At 51.9% G+C, this 20,250-nt stretch carries 19 protein-coding genes; 9 read left to right on the top strand and 10 right to left on the bottom strand.

The window, feature by feature from the left end:
- Positions 1-6 precede the first annotated feature (6 nt).
- Both glpK and U6B65_08880 read left to right on the top strand, forming a co-directional pair.
- Complete coding sequence (gene glpK / locus U6B65_08885; protein ID WRS26459.1) at positions 7-1,497, top strand: glycerol kinase GlpK; 1,491 nt, start codon at positions 7-9, stop codon at positions 1,495-1,497.
- 177 nt (positions 1,498-1,674) lie between these two features.
- Positions 1,675-1,887 carry a hypothetical protein gene (locus tag U6B65_08880; GenBank protein WRS26458.1) on the top strand — a complete coding sequence of 71 codons (213 nt, stop codon included), beginning with the start codon at positions 1,675-1,677 and terminating at the stop codon, positions 1,885-1,887.
- Positions 1,888-1,962: 75 nt separating this feature from the next.
- On the opposite strand, the gene U6B65_08875 is transcribed toward U6B65_08880, so the two are convergent.
- The 9 genes from U6B65_08875 to U6B65_08835 all read right to left on the bottom strand — a co-directional run bounded on the left by U6B65_08875 (position 1,963) and on the right by U6B65_08835 (position 8,476).
- A complete protein-coding gene (locus tag U6B65_08875; GenBank protein WRS26457.1) occupies positions 1,963-2,382 on the bottom strand; it encodes an NUDIX domain-containing protein in 420 nt (139 codons plus the stop codon).
- Between the two features lie 304 nt (positions 2,383-2,686).
- Complete coding sequence (locus U6B65_08870; protein ID WRS26456.1) at positions 2,687-3,775, bottom strand: PilT/PilU family type 4a pilus ATPase; 1,089 nt, start codon at positions 3,773-3,775, stop codon at positions 2,687-2,689.
- Between the two features lie 46 nt (positions 3,776-3,821).
- Entirely contained in the window at positions 3,822-4,352 is a 531-nt protein-coding gene (locus tag U6B65_08865; protein WRS26455.1) for a hypothetical protein, read from the bottom strand.
- 11 nt (positions 4,353-4,363) lie between these two features.
- Entirely contained in the window at positions 4,364-4,813 is a 450-nt protein-coding gene (locus U6B65_08860) for a hypothetical protein (protein WRS26454.1), read from the bottom strand.
- Positions 4,810-5,316, bottom strand: a complete 507-nt coding sequence (locus U6B65_08855) for a DUF4860 domain-containing protein (protein ID WRS26453.1) — start codon at positions 5,314-5,316, stop codon at positions 4,810-4,812. The genes U6B65_08860 and U6B65_08855 overlap by 4 nt, the downstream gene beginning before the upstream one ends.
- A gap of 30 nt (positions 5,317-5,346) precedes the next feature.
- A complete protein-coding gene (locus U6B65_08850) occupies positions 5,347-5,679 on the bottom strand; it encodes a hypothetical protein (GenBank protein WRS26452.1) in 333 nt (110 codons plus the stop codon).
- Positions 5,680-5,691: 12 nt separating this feature from the next.
- Positions 5,692-6,765: a type II secretion system F family protein gene (locus U6B65_08845; protein ID WRS26451.1), complete on the bottom strand. Its 1,074-nt coding sequence runs from the start codon at positions 6,763-6,765 to the stop codon at positions 5,692-5,694.
- A 30-nt stretch (positions 6,766-6,795) separates the two neighbouring features.
- Entirely contained in the window at positions 6,796-7,785 is a 990-nt protein-coding gene (locus U6B65_08840) for a transglutaminase-like domain-containing protein (GenBank protein WRS26450.1), read from the bottom strand.
- A gap of 40 nt (positions 7,786-7,825) precedes the next feature.
- A complete protein-coding gene (locus U6B65_08835) occupies positions 7,826-8,476 on the bottom strand; it encodes a class E sortase (protein ID WRS26449.1) in 651 nt (216 codons plus the stop codon).
- A gap of 331 nt (positions 8,477-8,807) precedes the next feature.
- Here U6B65_08835 and U6B65_08830 point away from each other — a divergent pair, with 331 nt between their 5' ends.
- The 7 genes from U6B65_08830 to U6B65_08800 all read left to right on the top strand — a co-directional run bounded on the left by U6B65_08830 (position 8,808) and on the right by U6B65_08800 (position 18,579).
- Entirely contained in the window at positions 8,808-10,034 is a 1,227-nt protein-coding gene (locus U6B65_08830; protein ID WRS26448.1) for a BTAD domain-containing putative transcriptional regulator, read from the top strand.
- Positions 10,035-10,491: 457 nt separating this feature from the next.
- Entirely contained in the window at positions 10,492-11,991 is a 1,500-nt protein-coding gene (locus U6B65_08825) for a gluconokinase (protein ID WRS26447.1), read from the top strand.
- Between the two features lie 38 nt (positions 11,992-12,029).
- The gene (locus tag U6B65_08820; GenBank protein WRS26446.1) at positions 12,030-13,310 is read left to right on the top strand and encodes a lactate racemase domain-containing protein; all 1,281 of its coding nucleotides are present in this window, start codon (positions 12,030-12,032) and stop codon (positions 13,308-13,310) included.
- A gap of 98 nt (positions 13,311-13,408) precedes the next feature.
- Positions 13,409-14,773 carry a decarboxylating NADP(+)-dependent phosphogluconate dehydrogenase gene (gnd, locus tag U6B65_08815; GenBank protein ID WRS28929.1) on the top strand — a complete coding sequence of 455 codons (1,365 nt, stop codon included), beginning with the start codon at positions 13,409-13,411 and terminating at the stop codon, positions 14,771-14,773.
- 264 nt (positions 14,774-15,037) lie between these two features.
- Complete coding sequence (locus U6B65_08810) at positions 15,038-16,348, top strand: putative DNA modification/repair radical SAM protein (protein WRS26445.1); 1,311 nt, start codon at positions 15,038-15,040, stop codon at positions 16,346-16,348.
- Positions 16,333-17,175 (top strand): TIGR03915 family putative DNA repair protein, encoded by an 843-nt coding sequence (locus U6B65_08805; GenBank protein WRS26444.1) that lies wholly within the window; start codon positions 16,333-16,335, stop codon positions 17,173-17,175. The genes U6B65_08810 and U6B65_08805 overlap by 16 nt, the downstream gene beginning before the upstream one ends.
- Before the next feature lie 243 nt (positions 17,176-17,418).
- Positions 17,419-18,579 carry a hypothetical protein gene (locus tag U6B65_08800; GenBank protein WRS26443.1) on the top strand — a complete coding sequence of 387 codons (1,161 nt, stop codon included), beginning with the start codon at positions 17,419-17,421 and terminating at the stop codon, positions 18,577-18,579.
- Between the two features lie 98 nt (positions 18,580-18,677).
- Here U6B65_08800 and U6B65_08795 read toward each other — a convergent pair whose 3' ends face one another.
- Complete coding sequence (locus U6B65_08795) at positions 18,678-19,649, bottom strand: LysR family transcriptional regulator (GenBank protein ID WRS26442.1); 972 nt, start codon at positions 19,647-19,649, stop codon at positions 18,678-18,680.
- Positions 19,650-20,250 lie beyond the last annotated feature (601 nt).

Raw genomic sequence — 20,250 nt, 5'->3', positions numbered from 1 at the left:
GGTACCATGAAACAATATATACTGGCATTGGATCAGGGGACAACCAGCTCAAGAGCCGTGCTTTTTGACCACAGCCAGAGGCTGGTGGCACTGGCTCAGCAGGAATTCCCCCAGCATTTCCCTAAGGCAGGCTGGGTGGAACACGATCCTATGGATATTCTGCGTTCCCAGCAGGCGGTGATGGAGCAGGTTCTGCAAGAAAGCGGCGTAACCCCGCAGGAGCTGGCGGCGATCGGCATCACCAACCAGCGGGAAACCGCTGTCATCTGGGAAAAAGATACGGGGAAACCCATTTACAACGCCATTGTGTGGCAGTGCCGGCGCACCTCGGGCATTTGTGACCGGCTGCGTGAACAGGGTCATGCCCCTTATATACAGCAAAAAACCGGACTTGTTATTGATGCTTATTTTTCCGGAACCAAGTTCCAGTGGATTCTGGATCAGGTGGAGGGTGCAAGAGAGCGGGCCGAAAAGGGAGAGCTGCTGGCTGGGACTGTGGATAGCTGGCTCACATGGAACCTGACCGGCGGCCAAACCCATGTCACCGACTATACCAATGCCTCCCGCACCATGCTCTTTGATATTGAGCGGCTCTGCTGGGATGGAAAGCTCCTTGAGCTTATGAACATCCCCGAGGTCATGCTGCCCCGGGTGCAGCAATCCAGCAGCCTGTTTGGCTATGCACGGCTGGATGGGGCTTCGGTTCCTATCACCGGCATTGCCGGGGACCAGCAGGCGGCGCTGTTTGGGCAGGTTTGCTTTGAAAAGGGCGAGGCCAAAAACACCTATGGAACCGGCTGCTTTCTGCTGATGAACACCGGCGAAAAGTTGGTTCAAAGCGGCAGCGGGCTGATTTCAACCATTGCCTGTGGGCTAAACGGCCGGGTAACCTACGCCTTGGAGGGCAGTGTTTTTGTAGGCGGAGCGGTTGTGCAGTGGCTGCGGGATGAGCTGCGCATGATTGAAGATCCTTCTCAAATGGAGGGGATTTGCAGCGGGCTTTCGGATAACGGCGGCGTGTATGTGGTGCCTGCTTTTACCGGGCTGGGAGCGCCCTATTGGGATATGTATGCCCGGGGAACCATTGTGGGGCTGACCCGTGGGAGCACCCGTGAGCATATTATCCGGGCGGCGGAGGAATCCATTGCCTATCAGGTGGCGGATGTGGTGCGGGTGATGGAGCAGGATTCCGGCACATCTCTTAGCCATTTGAAGGTGGATGGCGGGGCAAGCCGGGATGGCTTTCTGCTCCAGTTCCAGTCGGATATCTTAGGAACCACCATTCGCCGGGGCAAGCAGCTGGAATCCACCGCTATGGGTGCCGCTTTTCTGGCGGGGCTGGAGGTTGGCTTTTGGCAGGATATCGCTGAGATTGGTGCAGGCTGGCAGCCCGATGTGGAATTTAGCCCTTCAATTTCTCCCAGTGAGCGGCAGGCCCTTTGCCGGGGCTGGAGCCGTGCTGTAGAAAAAAGCCGCAGATGGGCTGCTGAGGAATAGGAATTTATCTTACAAAAAATTTGCGAAACTGGCAATTTCTGTGATTGTGTTACTGGCATGTGACCCTTCCATGCTATTCTGGGGTCAAATAGGATTGCTTATCCGATCTATATCTGGGGGCTGTGCCCAGTGGATAAGCGGCATGGATAATCCCAAAACCGGAGGTGCTTTGTCAGTATGGCGGAACCGATTATAACCGCTTCTCCAAGTGGTAAAGCTACATTTATCGTGCAGATACAATACCAGCAAAAGGCCAATTGGCACGGAAAAATTTCGTGGGCGGAGGAGAAGAAAACCCAATCCTTCCGCAGCTTGCTGGAAATGATTCAGTTGATGAACGAGGCGGTTTCCCCTGTTGAGGTGGAGGATGCCCCCAGAACGTGGGAGTGATTCCGCATTTCACTCAAGATGTTTAAATGCCCGGAGCAGAAGCTTTTTAAGGCTTATGTTCCGGGCATTACGCATTTATTTGTTCTTAAAAAAGCTTTGCACTGTATCAAAAAGCTCCGGCTGTATCCATGGATAGGTGAGAGGCTCAGGAACCGCATCAAACAGTTCGATCTTTTCCATTTCCAATGGGGGGATAGGCCCCAGCTTCTGCACAGAAGCATAGCAGAGAAAGCCATATTCGGTGGTCACATCGGTCATGGAATAGATACAGATTGGGGTAAGCTTATATTCCAAAGCCCCGGTTTCCTCATAAAGCTCCCGCCCTGCGGTTTCCAGAATGGGCTCACCCGGCTCCCTGTGACCGGCGGGAAGCTCCCAAGTGCTTCGCTCCTTGTGTTTGCAAAATATCCACTTGCCCTCATATTCGCTGACAACTACAGCGTATTTCAGCAAGGAATGATCAATTTCGTCCAGATGATGCAGTCCGACCTTCAAAAGTGCCGCCTCCTTGTGGTGTGGTGGTTAGAGTATACCATAACGTGAAGCGTTAGGATATAATTGCCCATGGCCGTAGGCCGGGCATAAAAATGGAGCGTATAATAAGCGCTTTGGGGTTATTATACCATAAAAGCGAAGCGTTATGGTATAATTGCCCATGGTCGTAGGCCGGGCATAAAAATGGAACGTATAATAAGCCCTTTGGGGTTATTATACCATAAAAGCGAAGCGTTATGGTATAATTGCCCATGGCCGTGGGCCGGGCATAAAAATGGAACGTTTAATAAGCCCTTTGGGGTTATTATACAATGACATCGGCCTGTGCGGCGGATATCCCCAGCTTTTTGAGCATGACCTCCGGGCTGGTGCTGTAAATCACCGCATTGCGGGCATCGATTTGCCCCTGCTTATAAAGCTCCAGCAGTGAGGTATCCATGGTGACCATTCCCTGACCAGCCGAGGAATGAATCACTGTATCGATCTGATGAATCTTGGATTCCCTGATCATATTGCGGATGGCGGAATTGACCACCATAATCTCAAAAGCCGGCACCACACGCCTGTCGGCGGTGGGGATCAGCTGCTGGGAGATGACCGCCTGCAACACCATGGAAAGCTGAATGCGTATTTGATGCTGCTGATTGGGGGGGAAGGCATCGATAACCCGGTCGATTGTGTTGGCCGCCCCCACAGTATGCAGGGAGGAAAGCACAAGGTGGCCGGTTTCAGCGGCGGTCATGGCCACGTTGATGGTTTCGTAATCCCGCATTTCCCCCAGAAGAATCACATCGGGGGATTGGCGTAGAGAAGCCCGCAGCGCCCGCACATAGCTTTCGGTGTCGCTGGAAATTTCCCGCTGGCTGACAATGCTTTTGTTGTGGCGGTGCAGATATTCCAAAGGATCTTCCAGCGTGATGATATGGCTGGAGCGGCTGCTGTTGATTCGGTCAATGAGGCAGGCCAGCGTGGTGGATTTTCCGCTGCCTGCCGGGCCGGTTACCAGCACCAGCCCTTTAGTGTGGTCGGCAAGGCGAAGAACACTATCCGGTATGCCGATGCTGGCAGGCTCGGGCAGGTCAAAGGTGACCACCCGGATCACGGCTGCCAGAGTGCCCCTTTGCTTATAGGCGCTGACCCGAAAGCGAGAGATCCCCCGCAGGGCAAAAGAGAAATCATCATCGCCTCCCTGAGAGGCAAGCGCCGGATTCCGGGAATCAGCCAGCCGGTAAATTCCCCGAATCAGCTCTTCGGTGGCACCGGGGTCCAGCTTGGTATCATCAACAGGCAGCATATGGCCGTTGATTTTAAAGGTAACCGGAAGCCCGGCCACAATGAAGACATCGGATGCGTTTTTTTCCACCGCATCCTGCAAAAGCTGCAATATATCCATTCTTGGTTCCTTTCCAGCGGATTTCTCCCCAGCACAAGGGAAATGATCAATCGGCAAAAACCAACCCGGGAGCCCCATCAAAGCCGCCGTTCCATAGGTTTAAGGCTTCTTCGTCCAGCTCAGGCGCCTCGCGGATCGCCTCTGCCTGCCATTTGGAACGCCGAAACAGGGGAGCTTCTGCCCCTGGAGGGAACAAAAGCTCCAGCGAAACCACCAGCTGAAGTTTTTCGTTGATGGGCACTGTATATTCAATAAAGGTTTTCTGCTCATTTGTCACCAGCCGGGCAGGGAAGGACAGTTCAGAAAGGCTGCTTTCCAATCGGGAAAAATAAGCGGCAGAATCCCCCGGTGTATAGGCTTGCTGAAGCAGAGGAATGAGCTGGGCAAGGGTTTCCTCTCCCAGCGTGTCGGCGATATAATATTCGGTGGCGGCCCGTGCCGTTTTTTCGGTGAGGCGCAGGTCGGCATTGGCCGATACCAGTGATAGAGTGGCAAAGGTGGTCAGGCACAGCAGCACAAAAATAATCAGCAGGGAGGAGCCGCCCACATTGATGCCGGTCGTTTGTTTCTTTTCCATAAAGCTTCTCCTTACTGCTGGGGGATATCCCGGGCCTTTTTGGCTGTCAGGGTATAGAGGGCTTCTTTAGGGGAATCGGTGGCCCAAACTGTGATGGCGGCCGTTTCCAGAAAGGGCTCCGCCTTGAGGTAAACGGTCATACGGTATTTTTCATCCCCTGAGCTGCCTTGCTCCAAGGCCTGCCAATCCCGGCCGTAGGAAACCTCTATTTCACCGCTTTCAGTCTGGTAGCGCCCACCCAGCAACAAGGCCACAGCCTCCGGATCATCGGGGGAGGCCTTAAAGCATTCGGCGGCATTCTGAGCCGCAATGACACCGTGGGTCAAATCCCCGCTCCTTTGGCTGGTGAGATGGGCCCGGACAAAAAGCTGGGTGCATACAGCGCAGGCCACAGCAAAAAACAGAATGGCAGCAATCAGTTCCACAAGAAAAAGCCCGGATTTGGAGGAGCGGTTGTTCATAGGTTTGCCCCCTCTTCCGCACCGGTGCGGGGTGCAATCAGCAGAGAAACCGGCAGGCCCTGTGCATCCACCGAGGTGAATTTTAGCAGACTGCCTTCTTTCTGAATCTCAAAAACAGGTACCTCCAGAATCTGCTGGCCGCTGGCCGGTTCAAAGGCGTTGCCCTGTGCCGTAAAAACCTCCATCAGCATGCCGTTCCAGTGGTAAATCCAAGTCTGGTAGCGGCTGTCACCCACCTGCTGTTCCAGCACCAGAGCGGGGGTATCCCCCACCTGATCCACAAAAACGGCGCCTGCCTGGTCATTCTGCCGGATTTTGGTGGCTACATATGTAATGGAGGTTCGGGTATCAAAATTCGAATTCATTTTTTGGGTGGTTCCCCTATAGATGTTGGCGCCCATGAGCACCACCATGAGAGAGGAAGCCGCAAAAACGCAGAAAAGCGCCAGTGTGAAAAGGATATCGATCATATGGCCGCTGGGTTTTCCCGGTGCAACCTTCATGGAACAAACCTCCTGCCGGTGTTGAAAGAATCAGAAGCTTCTGGGAATCACCAGAATGTCTGGCATCAGATTGCCGCCTATGGCCCTATACTGCACCACATAGGTTTCGTGATCCACGGTCAGGCCGTAGTTTTCCTCCAAATAGGCGATGTCGGGAGGATATTGCCCCTCAATGGCATAGCACTGAACCGCAGATTGGGTGATAGCCCTTTCCACAGCGCTCAGGCGCTGTTCCCATGAGGTTTTGCCAAGGCCCGCCAGCCCCCATAAGAATAAGCACAATATCATCAGGAAAAGCACCACAGGCATCAGAATGCCGGTGGCAAGCTGCCTTTTTTTCTTTTGTGAGAACCGGTTTCTCATACAGGGCTCCTTTTATCCGATAGAGGACATAATTCCCATGAGGGGCAGCATAACCGAAAGCAAAACCAGCCCCACAATAATGGAAAGCACCGCCACCAGTGTGGGCTCCAGAATGGAAATCACACTGTTCATCCGGTTATCCACCTCTTGTTCGTAGCGCTGAGCCAGCTTGGCCATCACCACATCCACCGAGCCGGTTTTAAAGCCCACCGTTACCATACGGGCGTAAACGCCACTGAAAACTTCCGCCTTGACCAAGGCATCCGAAAAGGTGAGCCCCTGCTTCATATAATCCCGGCAGGCGTCCAGCTTGCCCTGAAAATATTCGTTATCCACCAGCCGATAAACCATGTCCAGTGCCTGATCCACATCCAAGCCGCTGGAAAGAGCCATGGCCATAGCGGAGGCAAAGCGCCCGGAGGCGATATCGGCATAGAATTTACGGGTCAGGAAAAACCCCGACCGAAAGCGGGCCAATGCTCGCTTGCCGTCCGCGGTAACCCGCAGCAGGATGTAGCCAAACACCAAAACGGCCAGAACGCCTAAAATCACAAAGGCATACTGCCCAACGACCGCTCCCAAATGCAGAACACCCTGCGAGAACCCGGTCATTTCACTGCCCAGCTGGCGGTATACCTGATTGAAAATGGGCATGACCTTGACAAGCAGCACCGCAATCACCAACAGCATCATGCCGATCATAATCAGCGGATAGGTTACGGCGTTCTTGATGTTGCGGGCCACGGCTTCTTCCCGTTCGTAGTAAGCGCTTAGAGAATCCATTACGTCATCCAGCCTGCCGGTGGTTTCGCCGATTTCAGTCATATCCACCACATATTTGGGGAAGCTGCCGGTATCCTCCAAAGCCTGATACAAAGGCCTGCCTGCTTCCACCTGCCCCAGAACAGCGGTCAGGATAATACGCCCTTGGGGATTCTTTGTATCCTCCAGCATAATAGAAATGCCTTCGCTGATCCCAATACCGGATTTAAGGATCATGGCAATCTGAGCGCAGAAAGCGGCGAGCTCAGTGGGGGAGAGCGAAGTTCGGGAGCTTGCAGTCCCGGCGGTTTGTGTGTTTTCCATATGCGATACTCCTTTGTGACTTGATTCGCATCAATAGATATACTGCACACTGTAGTTGGTGCCGTTGCCGATAAAGGCCATGATTTCACTGCTTTGGCCGCCGCTGGAGGCAAAGGTAGGGTCCATCATCTTCCAGCTTTTGCCGTCAAAATAAATAATGTTGTTCACCCAGCCCACATCGGTGATGTAGGTGTTGATCCAAGCGTGGTAAATCCCGCCGGAGACATAGCCCACATGAAGCTGGGTGGGGATATTCTGGCTGCGGAGCATGGCAGTCATCACGGCGGCATAATCAAAGCAGATACCGGTGCCGGTGGATAAAATGGTATCCACCACCGGGAGATACCCCGATTTAATGGTGGCGGCCTTGTTGTAATCATAGGTGATGTTCTGGATGCAGTAATTGTATATCTTGGAAACCAAAGCCAGCTCGGAATCGGCGCTTCCCGCCAGCTCTGCCCCCTTTTTCACGGTGTTGGATTGGGCGTTGTAGTTCACATACTGGCTGGGATACAAAAAAGGCAGGGTAGAGCTGTTTAGCGTTACCTCCAGTGTGGTGCCGTAGCCCAGCGCATATTGGTTGCTGTATACGTTTTCGTATACATTGATGGTGTAGGAGCCATCCCCGTTGGTGAGTGGAAAAACCTCGAATTTGCCGCCAGTGTTCAGGTCATAGGTGTAGGTTGTGCGCCCAGCCTTGGTAATTTGAACCTTTACCTTAGAGGCAGAGCCGGAATACTGAATCATCACATAGCCTTCGCCCATATTGGAGGAATCGATGGTAACCAGCGAATTGCCGCTGGTGGAAGTGCCGGGAGCACTGGGATAGCGGGCAGTGGAGGAACGGTCAGCCAAGGGGACAGGCGGCTCCTCAATGGTTACGGTGCCCCGCTGCACAGCAGAAAGGGCCCTTGCACCCCCATATGGGGCGGCTGCGCTTCCGGTTAGACCGCCTAAGGAGCTGACAGTGAGCATAACGGCGGTTGCAACCGAGAGGGTTTTCAATGTTGTCGTGGTCATTTTTTTCTCCTCGAAGAAACTGGATATACCGGTTGCCGGGCTATATGGCATCAACGGCAATCAGCCTGCCGGTTACAATGATTCGGTTGAGTGAGGTGCCGATGGGATCGCAGGAGGTCAAGGTAATGGAGCTGAAATCCTTGCAGCGGATCGGGTCCCAATTGTCGCTGGCTACAATGGTGGTATCCTCGTATTCGTAGGTGTATTTCACGCCCTGATAGGTCAGGTACAGCAGATCCCCCGCCCCAATGGTATCAATCTTCAAAAATTCGGCCCCATAAACATCACGGTGGCCCGCAATGCTTACATTCCGGTTGCCCGGCCCGGGCGGCTGGGCGTAATCATAAAGGCCCACGCCTTTTTTTAGGGTGGTTTCTTCATCCACATCCCCCAAAACGGGGGTGTTCAGTTCAAGGCGGGGAATATCCAGTGTCATGGAACCGGATTCATAATCAACGCGGTCCTGTATAATAAACAGCTTATCGGTGGGGTAGATCAAATCCTGATTCATGAGCGGCTCAGGGGCGGAGACTGCCTGAGAGGAGATGGGTGCGGAGGATTCCCGATTCTCCCGGGTGCGGGTATTGCTGAGGGTGAGCCAGATGGATGCCGAAACAATGATCATGCCGGTAAGAACCAGCATTACTCTCCAAACAAGCTTGCCGGAGGGCTTTAAAGAATCGCTGTTCATGGCGGATTCCCCCTATTCAAAAATACTGCCTCTTACCTATATTCTATGAAGTTCATTATAATATGTAAAAGGAAAAACTGCAATGGCGCAGTGAAGAGGTTTTTTCAAATTGATGATACTCACCAAGAACACCGCCGCAGAAATCCCTGTTTATACCAATTTGTCAAGATACCCGGTGATAGACCCGAGAGCCTAAAAGAATAGCGGGCGAATCTTGGCGGATATAAATATCAAATATTTTCATGGCACAGTCGTATTATCTGTGAGAAAAATATGCTAAACTATGGGATGGATAGACCAAATTTTGGGAAGCACAGGAGGAGGATGGAATATGGCGGGTTATGCATCTCCCAAAAGGCAGGAGGTAATCCGGGTTCGCATGCTGGGCGAGTTTAGCGTTATGGTGGGGGAAACTGTAATCAAGGATACTGCCTCCCGGACACGCCGCCTGTGGAATCTGGTGGAATATCTTGTTGCCTACCGCAGAACCACTCTTTCCATCGATGAAATTATTGGAGCGCTTTGGCCGGAAAATGACATTGAAAACCCCGCCAACGCCCTTAAAAACCTTGTTTACCGCATTCGCTCCACCTTTGCCAGCCGAGGCGTGCTTTTTGCCAAAGAGATGATTGTATTCAATCGGGGCAGCTACCGCTGGAACAACGAGCTGCCCTGTCAGGTGGATACCGAGCTTTTTGAGACCGCCTGCAAGCAAGCGGAACAGGCGGGCCTTGGCCCCCAGCAGCAGCTGGCTCTTTGTTTGGAGGCAATTTCTCTTTATAAAGGCAATTTTCTGCCGGAATCCTCTTTCGAAAGCTGGGTGGTGCCCCTCGCCAGCTATTACCGTTCCATGTATTTCAAGTGTGTATACAAGGCGCTGGAGCTGCTCACGAGCACCGGGGAGTTCGGGCAGGTGGAGCTGATCTGCAAAAAAGCACTGCTGGTGGATCAATTTGAAGAGCCGGTGCACCAATACCTGATTGTATCGCTGATCCGACAGGGCCAGCAGGCCCAAGCCATGGAGCACTATAACACCGCCACTGAGCTTTTCTATCGCGAACTGGGGGTTACCCCTTCGGAGGCCATGCGACAGCTCTATAAAGATATAGCGGCTCAGGTGCAGCTTCCCCGGATTGATCTGACCACCATCAAGCAGGAGCTTCGGGAAAGCGAGGGTGCTTCCGGTGCTTATTACTGCGAATATGAAATTTTTAAAAGGATATGCCGCATTGAGGCCCGTTCTGCGGCCCGCAGTGGACAGGCCGCTTTTCTGACCCTTATCACACTGGATACCTTGCAGGAGGCCTACCCGGATTCTTCTCAGCAAGGCCGGGCGATGGCAGAGCTTTATGAGGTTTTGCAGGAGGGGCTGCGAAAAGGGGATGTGTTTTCCCGGGTCAGCGTCAGCCAATATCTGGCGCTGCTGCCCACGGTCAGCGAAAGAAACTGCCGGCTTGTTACCACCCGCATCAGCGAACGCTTTAAGCGCAAGGGCTGGGAAGAAGAGCTCCAGCTCAGGATGCAGATTCAGCCTTTGGAGCCGGTGGGGACAGCGTGATGGTTTCGATGCTTTGAGGATACATATCTACTAATTTAGTATAACATATTCAGGAATAATGCGGAATGCTTTTTGCCAGGTTTACCTTTTAGGGCCGCAAAGCTCTGGTGCAGAGGCCTTGAAAATGCAATTTATTTGTCCGAATGGATTTCACTGCGGAAAAAGGGAAGATAAAAACGATCTCTTTTTTCAGCTCAATGCAATTCTATCTATAGAATGGGGGAGGGGGCTGGCCCCTCCTTTTTTAACCCTTTTTTCAGAAAAATGCCGCAGGAGGCCTTTGTAAACCCGCATAAACAGCCAAAACACCATAAAATGAAATGTATTTACAAAAGGCGCCGTTTTTTGTTGCAAAAGTGCTGGGAATACAGTATAATTTAAAACAATCAGGGAGGTGCCTCAGGGAAGGCTGCTGGCGTACTCCGCTATAACAAAATTTATGAAGGATGTGAGCTTTATGACCTATATGGGCATCGATATCGGCACTTCCAGTGTGCGGGCGGCCATTTATGGGGAAGATGGAAGCTTCGTAAGCATGTCACAGCGGGAATACACCATGATCAGCACTGAGGTTGGCATGGCCGCACTTGCGCCCGACGAAGTCTTTGAGGCTATGCTGGATTGCATTGCCGACTGTGTTAAAGAAGCGGGCCAGGCCCCGGCAGCGGTCTCTTTCAGCGCGGCCATGCACAGCTTTCTCGTTTTGGATGATGAGTACAAGCCTTTGACCGACGCCTTTACTTGGGGAGATACCCGTGCGGATGAGCAGGCCAGAGCGCTTGGTGCACGCCCCGATGTGGATGCACTTTGCTCCGCTACCGGCTGTAAGGTTTCTCACCCTCTTTACCCCTGTGCCAAAATTCTTTATATCAAAGAGCAGCAGCCTGAGATTTTTGCCAAGGGCAAGCTGTTTGCAACCATGAAGCAGTATTTTATCATCCGCCTGTTCGGCCAGAACCTGGTGGATTATTCCGATGCCGGTGCTTCCGGCCTGTTTAACATCCACTCTTTTACTTGGGATAAAACCATTGTGGAAGACATTCTGGGCATAGGGCTGGAAAAACTGGGTACCCTGAAAAAGTGCACCACTGAACTGGGTGTGATGCGTCAGGATTACAGAGAGCGCTGCGGCCTGCCCTTTACCACTAAATTCTATATTGGTTCCACCGATGGCCAGCTTGCCCATTATGGCTGCGGTGCGTTGGATGAAACTGCCGCTTCCTCCACTGTGGGAACCTCCGGCGCTCTGCGGGCTATCGTAAATAACCCGCCCCCGGATGCAGGGCAGAACCTCTGGTGCTATGCTTTCCGCCCCGGCCTGCTTCTTTCCGGCGGTGCAATCAACAACGCCGGTCTTGCCCTGAAATGGCTGCGGGATGAATACCAGCAGCAGTTTGAGGCCGATGCGGCTGCAAGAAATATCAGCCTCTATCAGCTTTTCGATCAGGAGGCCGCCAAAATTGCCCCTGGCAGTGAAGGGCTCCTGTTTATGCCCCTCCTGACCAGTGAGCGTTCCCCCGACTGGATGATCGGCGCCAGTGGCTCCATGTATGGCCTGCGCCTTGGCCATGGCCGGTTCCACATTGTCCGTGCCGCCATGGAAGGGGTTATGTACCGCATGTATTCGGTGTTCGAGGTGCTCCTAAGGGAGAACCCGGCTATCACCAAAATCATTGCCAACGGCGGCTATGCAAAAAGCCCCTTTTGGCTCCAGATGCAGGCGGATATTTTTAACCGTGAGATTCATGTTTCTCAGGTGGGTGAGGCCTCGGTATACGGTGCGGCTCTCCTTGCCATGTGCGCTATGAAGGGGCAGGATTTCCCCTATTCCCTCAAAGCCGCTCCTTTGACTCAGGTTTATAAGCCGAATCCGGAAGCGGCGGCGGTTTACGCCAAGGCTTATCAGCGTTATAAGGTGGTTTATGAGCGTATCTATAAGGATGGCATTGCCCTGTAGGAGCTTTTGGGCCCATTTTCAGAAAGGAATGGACTTTTATGCGTATTATGAATGAAAATATTACCGGTGCTTTGAGCCATGAGCAGCTTGTAGAATCGGTTAAGCAGTCGATTTCGGAGTGGGGCAAGCCCCTGAACAAGGTTCTGCTCATTCCCCCCGATTTTACCCGGGGCAATTCCGGTGCCGGTATTTTAACCGCTATTTATTTTGATCTTCTTGAGCCCGCATGCCATGTGGATATTCTGCCCGCTTTGGGCACCCATGTTCCCATGACGCGGGAGGAGCAGATCGCCTTCTTCGGTGAGAAAATCCCCGAGGATCGCTATATTATCCACAACTGGCGCACCGATGTGGTGACCCTTGGCCATGTGCCCGGCTCCTTTGTCAAGGAGGTTTCTGAGGGTGTTATGGATGAGGATATTGAGGTGCAGGTTAACAAGTGCCTCACCAGCGGCGAATACGATCTGATCATTTCCATTGGTCAGGTGGTTCCCCACGAGGTTGTGGGCCTTGCCAACTACACCAAGAACATTCTGGTGGGCTGCGGCGGCTCCCAGATGATCAACCGCTCCCATATGGTGGGTGCTTTCTATGGTGCCGAGCGCCTTATGGGCCGGGATTTCTCCCCTGTTCGCAAAATCTTTGATTATGCCGAGGAGCATTATCTGGCACCCCTGCCTATTATTTATGCTTTGACTGTGGTTTCCACCGTTGAGGGCAAAAACGCCATTAACGCTTTGTATATTGGCCGGGAGCGTGGCCTCTTTGAAAAGGCAGTTGCACTGAGCCAGAAAAAAAACATCAATCTGGTTAAGGAGCCCATCAAAACCTGTGTGGTTTATCTGGATGATGCAGAATTCAAAAGCACATGGCTGGGCAACAAGGGTGTTTACCGCACCCGTATGGCTCTGGCCAAGGGCGCTCAGCTGATTATTCTGGCCCCGGGTGTGGATAAATTCGGTGAGGATGATGTCAACGACAAGACCATCCGCAAATATGGCTATGTTGGCCGCAAAAAGATTCTGGAGCTGGTGAAAACCGAGCCTGAGCTGCAAGCCAACCTTTCGGTGGCGGCTCACCTGATTCACGGCTCCTGCGATGAGCTGTTCCACATTACCTATGGTGTGCGGCATCTCACCGAGGCGGAAGTGACCGATGTTGGCTTTGGTTATGCCCGTTACGATGAGCTTATCAAAAAGTATGATCCCGCTGTTTTAAAGGATGGCTACAACACCTTGGAAAACGGTGAGGAAGTTTACTATATCAGCAATCCGGCTCTGGGGCTGTGGGCCTCGGAGGAGACCTTCAACAACATCTGATCCGGCCGGGTTGCTATGCAGGGACAAAAAACAGATTCAGTATAACAGGAGGCAATGCAGTGGGAAATTGTGAAATCGGCGTTTTTGGATTGGCAGTTATGGGGCGCAATCTGGCCCTGAATATGGAAGAAAAAGGCTTTACGGTGGTCGCTTATAACCGTTCTACCGATAAAGTGGACGATGCTCTGAAAGAAAGCGCCGGCCGCATGGAGGGCGCCTATTCTCTCGAGGAGTTTTGCTCCAAGCTGGCTAGCCCCCGCAAGATCGTTCTGATGGTCAAGGCAGGCGGCCCGGTGGATATGGCCATTGAGGCTCTTTTGCCCCATCTGGATCAGGGTGATATCATCATCGATGGCGGCAACTCCTTTTTCAAGGATACCATTCGCCGCACCAAAGAACTGGAGGCAAAGGGCTTCCGCTTTATCGGCTGTGGTGTTTCCGGCGGTGAAGAAGGTGCACGCTTCGGCCCGGCCATGATGCCCGGCGGCCAGCAATCCGCTTATGCCGAGGTGGAGAAAATTTTCACCACCATTTCCGCTCAGGTGGAAGACGAGCCCTGCTGCACCTACATCGGTTCCGATGGTGCCGGCCACTATGTGAAAATGGTGCACAACGGCATTGAATACGGCGATATGCAGTTGATCTGCGAGGCCTATTTCATCCTCAAGGAACTGCTGGGTCTGGATGAAAAAGAGCTGTATCAGGTATTCGATGGCTGGAATCAGGGTGAACTGGATTCCTACCTCATCGAGATCACCAAGAACGTTTTCACTAAATACGACGAGCAAACCGGCAAACCCATGGTGGATATCATTCTGGATAAAGCCGGCCAGAAGGGTACCGGCAAGTGGACCTCTCAGGAGGCTCTTGATCTGGGCAGCCCCATCCCCACCATTGCAGAAGCGGTTTTTGCCCGCTCTATGACTTCTATGAAGGAAGAACGTGTGGCGGCCTCCAAGCTGCTTTCCGGCCCCACCCCTTCCTATACCGGCAACCGTGAGGAGCTGATTGAGGCCGTTCGTCAGGCTCTTTATGCTTCCAAAATCTGCTCCTATGCACAGGGCTTCTCTCTGCTGCGCACCGCTGCCGCTGAATATGGCTGGGAGCTGGATTACGGCAAGATCGCTATGATTTTCCGTGGTGGCTGCATCATTCGTGCTCAGTTCCTCCAGAAAATCAAGGATGCCTATGACCGTGACCCTGCAATCGCTAACCTGCTGTGCGACAGCTACTTTGGTGATGTGGTGCAGAAATATCAAGAAAATTGGCGCAAGGTGATCTGCTTGGCCGCTCAGAATGGCTTGGCTGTTCCCGCCTTTATGTCGGCTCTGGGCTACTTTGATTCCTACCGCACCGCCCGCCTGCCCCACAATCTGCTGCAGGCACAGCGTGATTATTTTGGCGCTCATACCTTTGAGCGTGTGGATGGCCCCGGCGCGTTCCACTACAACTGGATCGGTTAACTTTTCTTTTACAAAAAAGAAAAGTTAACGAAAGAAAACCGCTTTAAGCCACGGTGAGCAGGATGTAATGATGTTCGCTGACCAGCCTAAGCCAGCACCTGTTTCCCCGATTTAAAGGGAAGCGGGTGCTTTATTTTTTGCCTATAGAAAATTTTTGCCAAATCAAGAACAAATGTTTACTTTTGCGTTCTTAAGGAGTATACTGGTTGCAGTGAAGAACAAAGCTTCGCCTTCACTCAACTATCTCAAAACGGGGGATACCCAATGGATATGCAGCAAAAGCTGACTATTTTAACCGACAGCGCTAAATACGATGTAGCCTGCACCTCAAGCGGCGTGGATCGTGCAGGCAAAAAAGGAGTGATGGGCAACACCACTGCCGCCGGAATTTGCCACTCCTTTGCAGCCGATGGCCGCTGTATTGCCCTTTTAAAGGTGCTGATGAGCAATTACTGCGTTTATGACTGCGGCTATTGCATCAACCGCCGCTCCAACGATGTGCCCCGGGCGGCCTTTACACCCCATGAGCTGGCGGAGCTGACCATCGGCTTTTACCGCCGCAATTATATTGAGGGGCTCTTTTTAAGCAGCGGCGTTTTGCGTAACCCTGACTATACCATGGAGCAGATGTGCGAGGTTCTGCGCCTGCTGCGGGAGGAGTATCGGTTTGGCGGCTACATCCACGCTAAAACCATTCCCGGTGCATCCCCCGAGCTGGTGAGCCGATTGGGAATGCTGGCGGATCGCATCAGCGTCAATTTAGAGCTGCCCTCTGAGGAAAGCCTCAAGCGCCTTTGCCCCGATAAGCCCAAGAAAAACATTCTGGCACCTATGGGCCAGATTCGGGATACCCTCGCCGAGAACAGCCGGGAGCTGACTGTTTACCGCAAAGCCCCTGCCTTTGCTCCTGCCGGGCAAAGCACCCAGATGATCATAGGCGCCACCCCGGATACAGATTTGCAGATTGTTCGGCTGGCGGAGGGGCTTTACCGCAAATACAGCCTCAAGCGTGTCTTTTATTCCGCCTATATCCCCTTGGGAACCCACGCCCTTTTGCCCAAAAACCAGCCGGTTCCCCTTTTGCGGGAACACCGGCTTTATCAGGCGGATTGGCTTATGCGGGTGTATGGCTTTGCCGCCTCTGAAATTCTCAGCGAGAAGAATCCCCATTTAGACCCCATGCTGGACCCCAAATGCAACTGGGCTGTCCACAATTTGCAGCTTTTCCCTGTGGAAATCCGCACAGCCGATCAGGAACAGCTGATGCGGGTACCGGGCATCGGCTTTATCGGGGCCAAAAAGATTATCATCGCCCGCCGCAACGGCCAGCTTTCCTATGAGGATTTGCGAAAAATGGGCATCGTGCTTAAACGGGCGGCTTATTTTATCACCAGCTGGGGCAAAGCCATGCCCGGCATCCGCTTTACCCCTGAGTTTATCTACCGGGGTCTTACCGCCGAAACCCGGCGCAGTGAGCGGGGCCTGCCTTTTGCACCCCAGGCCGAGCAGCTCTCCCTGTTTGGAGCGCCCTCACTGCCCATGCTGGAGGAGGGAAAAACATGGACGACAGCATGAATCTTGCCTATGTGTATGACCACACCTTTGATGGCTTTCTCACAGCGGTTTTTGAGGCCTATGACCGCCGGGAGGTTCCCCGGGTGATTGTCCCGGAGGGGCAGCTTCAGCTTGCCTTTGGCCAGCAAACCCGGGAAATCGAGACCGACACCGCCAAAGCGCTGCGGGTGGAGAAGGGCATGACCCACAAGCTGGGAAGTCTTTTTTATCATAAGGTCTGGAACGTGTTTCTGGCCGGTGACCCGGAAAAGGATACCAAGCTTTACCGCTACATCCGGCAGGGCTTTGCCATGGGGCGGCGGGTATACAATGCGCTGCCGGAGGATTCGGTTCTGGCAGTGGACAGCCTCTATAAAAAGGTGCGCAACGAGGCGCACCGCTTCAATATGTTTTTGCGCTTTTCTGAAATGGAGGGCGGTGTGTTTTATGCAAAAATTGCCCCGCAGCATCAAGTTCTGCCTCTGATTATGCCCCACTTTGCTGACCGCTACTGTGTTCAGCCTTTTATCATCCACGATGAAACCCATAATCTTGCGGGGATTTTTGACCTGAATTCCTGGCACCTGACCGAAACCAGCGGCATCACCCTGCCTGACCCTGCGGCTGGGGAAATCCAGTATCGCCGCCTGTGGAAGCATTTTTACGATGCGGTTGCCATCAAGGAACGCACCAACCCCAGATGCCGAATGAATTTTATGCCCAAGCGCTTTTGGAAAAACCTCACCGAAATCAATTTTATGGAAACCCCAAAAACCAAAGCGCAGGAGGCGGCCGCTCCCCCGGCTTGGGAAGTGGACAAAAATTTGCCCAAGCAGCTGGATTCCTAAATAAAAGCAGGCAATTTTAACAAAATGAATATTAACCTTTCTGAAATTCATTAAAAGTATTGCTTTGCCCCCAGGTTTTTTCTATACTAATAGACAGAATGTGTCGGATTCTGTCGAGACAGCGTCAGCATTAAGCTGCTTTAGCCGGACCTATATTGCCCCGGTTAAATGAGGCTCTTAACGAGCCAGACAGCCTTCCGGCCAAAAGGAAGCAGGGGGGCGAATCCATCGACACGGAGAGTTTTGCTCATAGCGCTTGTGCTGTCTGTCTGCTGGCTGGAGGCTTTCGCCAGCCCCTTATCCTCCTATGTGGATATCATGCAGTCTCCTATGGACAGCTCCTTTTACCAGCGGCACAACCTGAAACGGGTTTCTTCCGGCCAGATACCCAATCATTATGAGGATCGCACGGCTTTGATCGCCATCGGTTCCACCAAGCCCACCGGCTACAGCCTTTACCGCATCGATTATGCCCGTACTGTTACAGTAGGGGTGTATTCCCGGCAAGGGCTTTTTGCTATTCCGGGCAGTCAGGGCGGTTTCGAACCGGCTCACTTTTCAGGGCAGGCGGGGATACTCCCCGCTCTTTACAGCTACAGTACTAGAAAGGCTTATATCCAGAAAGAGGGGCAGCTTTATCAGCTGGATGCCTCTGGAAGCCGGTACGAAAAGACAGCTGAAAAAGTGGCCGATCTTGTCTATTACGGCGTGAATATTTTCACCTCCACAGATGGCAAAGGCTTCAGCCGCCTTTTGCAGAACAGCGTCTATGGCAGCTACGAGGCCCCTTGGTATGAGGAGATAACCGCTGTTTTGCCCGCCAATACCCGATGGATCAAGGTGGAGCTAAACGATACGGAAGATTTCCCCGAGACCCAGCGCAATATGCTGGCCAGCGTGACTTTTTCTGGGGATAATATGGTTCTGGGCGGTGAGGAGGATCTGCCAAGCGGCTCTTCGTCTGCCCCTTCGTCCAGTGCAGTTTCTTCGGAAAGCTCTAAGATTTCCTCCAGTTCCAAAAGCAGCAGCTCCAAAGCGTCCTCCAGTTCCCAAGGTGCATCCTCTAGCTCGGGCTTTTATGCCGATCAGGGTCAGCAGGGTGAGAAATTTTCAGGGATTGTCCAGTATAGTGCCGCTCAGCCCAAAGAAAAAGAGACTAAGCCACCCAGCTCCTCGCCGCCTTCGCAGAAGGAAAACGCAGGGAAATTTACCGGTGTGGCGGAGGAATCAAACGGTGGAGGGCAGGCAAAGTCATCTTCCCAAGAGGATGAATCCACCGGGCGGCAGCCCGATGTGCAATACCGTGCGCTTCCCACTGAAAACCGGGATCATCGGGGGACACTGGCCGTTGTCTATACAGTTTTGATTCTGGCTTTGGGAGCCTTTGTGGTTTTCAGGAAATGACCGCGGCCTATAATTTAAGGCAAAAAAATATCCCCCTGACCACTCTTTTCAGAGATCAAGGGGATTAAACCAATTGAAAGAATCCGAAGAGAATCGTGTTAGTGTTCTCTGCCAGCAGGAGCGGCCAGAGCAATGCCCAAATCCTCTAGGATGGCATCTCTGGTTTGGGTCAGCTGCGCTACACACCTCTGGACTACATCTTTTTCCAGAAGAGATTCATCCTTAAAAATAAAGATATCCTTATAGGTTCGGTCTGTTTCGAGAAAGGGGCGCACTACCAGACTGTAACGATCAAGCAAATCCTTGGGTAAAGGGGAACCCATCACATAGGAACCCGGAATCTGAGTAAGCAGTTCAAACTGGCTTGCACGCTCATAAATGGTGATACGGTGCCGCTCAAGGCCCTGCGGAATGGTTCGCTTTATTTGCGGAGGCGAAAAATTCGCTACCTCTATATCGCCGATTTGGATTTCAACAGAGTCGTTTAAATCCACAAAGGAGACTTTTTCCCGTTCCGCCAACGGATGGCTTTGGTGCATAATGGCCATGTATTCAAATTCCCAAAAATGCTTGAATTTCAGCCCTTTGTATTCCAGCAGGTCCATATAGTATCGTTCCTGCACAGTGGGATAGCGAATCATGCCGAAGTCATAATCCCGCTCCAGCAGATTCGCAATGGTTACCCCGTTGCTGGCCTCGTGGAAAAACACATTGAATTCCTTCTGCCAATCCACACCCCGCATAAAACTGGCAAAAGAGTGGGTAATGTAGCTGGCCCGGGGCACTGAAATCTTATAACAGAAAACATCGGTTTTTCTCTTTTGATAACGGGCCTCAAGCGAATAAACCTGTTCCAAAATGTCAGTTGCATATTTTAAGAAGGCTTCGCCCTCGGGTGTAGGAAAAGTCCCGATCCGATTCCGGCTGAATATTTTAAGGCCCACACTTTCTTCCAGTTCTTGAATGGCCTTGCTCAAATTAGGCTGCATCATGAACAGGTTTTCGGCAGCCTGTGTTATGGAACCGGTCTTGGCGATTTCAATGGCATACTCCAAATGTTCCAGTTTCAAAGTGTCACTCCCTTTTATGTGGTGCAAAAAATCCAGACTTCCGGTGTGCTGTTTGCTTAAACTTTCGTATGAAACTTTCAGGCCGCCGGTCTGTGACCGAAGAGGTGGTTAAGGATAGCAAGACAAAGCCCATTAGGCTTTATCATCACATATTCTTTGTTTAGCAAGCAGGCAGATCGATGCTCCGGAGTTTTAGAAATAATGTAAAGCTGAATCTTGAAATTTCAGAAAAACACAGCTTCTTCAATCATACCAAACTGTGCAATAATGTCAAATGTTTCTGTTTTGAGTCACATTTCCACTTGAAGAAACCCATTTTCTGGCAAAATGGCGAGCCGTTGGTTTGAAATTAGTGCAAAATGCTCAAAAAAAGCAACATATCATTTTGGAATTACACTATCTAATATATATATTTCTGTAATGAAGTCACAAAGTGATATACTATACAAGTCGATATTTTAGATTTAGTGACTGTTCTTGAGACTAAAATAGCAAGAATTGTCGAAAATTACAAGCCTTTTGACAAAATTGTTCATATTTTCCTGATTATTGAAGAGTGCCCGCCATTTATTACCGTTACTGCGATCACTCTTAAAAACTG

Source organism: Oscillospiraceae bacterium MB08-C2-2 (genome assembly GCA_035621215.1).
In the GTDB taxonomy this organism is placed as follows: Bacteria; Bacillota; Clostridia; order Oscillospirales; family Ruminococcaceae; genus WRAV01.
The sequence above is the reverse complement of the archived record's forward strand: the minus strand, read 5'-3'. Positions and strand labels throughout refer to the sequence as shown.

What these genes read in the sequence shown, in the direction of transcription:
- U6B65_08880 (WRS26458.1), top strand. Translation starts at nt 1,675, where the DNA reads ATGGCGGAACCGATTATAACCGCTTCTCCAAGTGGTAAAGCTACATTT.
- U6B65_08860 (WRS26454.1), bottom strand. Translation starts at nt 4,813, where the DNA reads ATGAACAACCGCTCCTCCAAATCCGGGCTTTTTCTTGTGGAACTGATT.
- U6B65_08825 (WRS26447.1), top strand. Translation starts at nt 10,492, where the DNA reads ATGACCTATATGGGCATCGATATCGGCACTTCCAGTGTGCGGGCGGCC.
- U6B65_08805 (WRS26444.1), top strand. Translation starts at nt 16,333, where the DNA reads ATGGACGACAGCATGAATCTTGCCTATGTGTATGACCACACCTTTGAT.
- U6B65_08850 (WRS26452.1), bottom strand. Translation starts at nt 5,679, where the DNA reads ATGAGAAACCGGTTCTCACAAAAGAAAAAAAGGCAGCTTGCCACCGGC.
- U6B65_08865 (WRS26455.1), bottom strand. Translation starts at nt 4,352, where the DNA reads ATGGAAAAGAAACAAACGACCGGCATCAATGTGGGCGGCTCCTCCCTG.
- U6B65_08820 (WRS26446.1), top strand. Translation starts at nt 12,030, where the DNA reads ATGCGTATTATGAATGAAAATATTACCGGTGCTTTGAGCCATGAGCAG.
- U6B65_08840 (WRS26450.1), bottom strand. Translation starts at nt 7,785, where the DNA reads ATGACCACGACAACATTGAAAACCCTCTCGGTTGCAACCGCCGTTATG.
- U6B65_08810 (WRS26445.1), top strand. Translation starts at nt 15,038, where the DNA reads ATGGATATGCAGCAAAAGCTGACTATTTTAACCGACAGCGCTAAATAC.
- U6B65_08870 (WRS26456.1), bottom strand. Translation starts at nt 3,775, where the DNA reads ATGGATATATTGCAGCTTTTGCAGGATGCGGTGGAAAAAAACGCATCC.
- U6B65_08845 (WRS26451.1), bottom strand. Translation starts at nt 6,765, where the DNA reads ATGGAAAACACACAAACCGCCGGGACTGCAAGCTCCCGAACTTCGCTC.
- U6B65_08835 (WRS26449.1), bottom strand. Translation starts at nt 8,476, where the DNA reads ATGAACAGCGATTCTTTAAAGCCCTCCGGCAAGCTTGTTTGGAGAGTA.
- U6B65_08855 (WRS26453.1), bottom strand. Translation starts at nt 5,316, where the DNA reads ATGAAGGTTGCACCGGGAAAACCCAGCGGCCATATGATCGATATCCTT.
- glpK (WRS26459.1), top strand. Translation starts at nt 7, where the DNA reads ATGAAACAATATATACTGGCATTGGATCAGGGGACAACCAGCTCAAGA.
- gnd (WRS28929.1), top strand. Translation starts at nt 13,409, where the DNA reads ATGGGGCGCAATCTGGCCCTGAATATGGAAGAAAAAGGCTTTACGGTG.
- U6B65_08830 (WRS26448.1), top strand. Translation starts at nt 8,808, where the DNA reads ATGGCGGGTTATGCATCTCCCAAAAGGCAGGAGGTAATCCGGGTTCGC.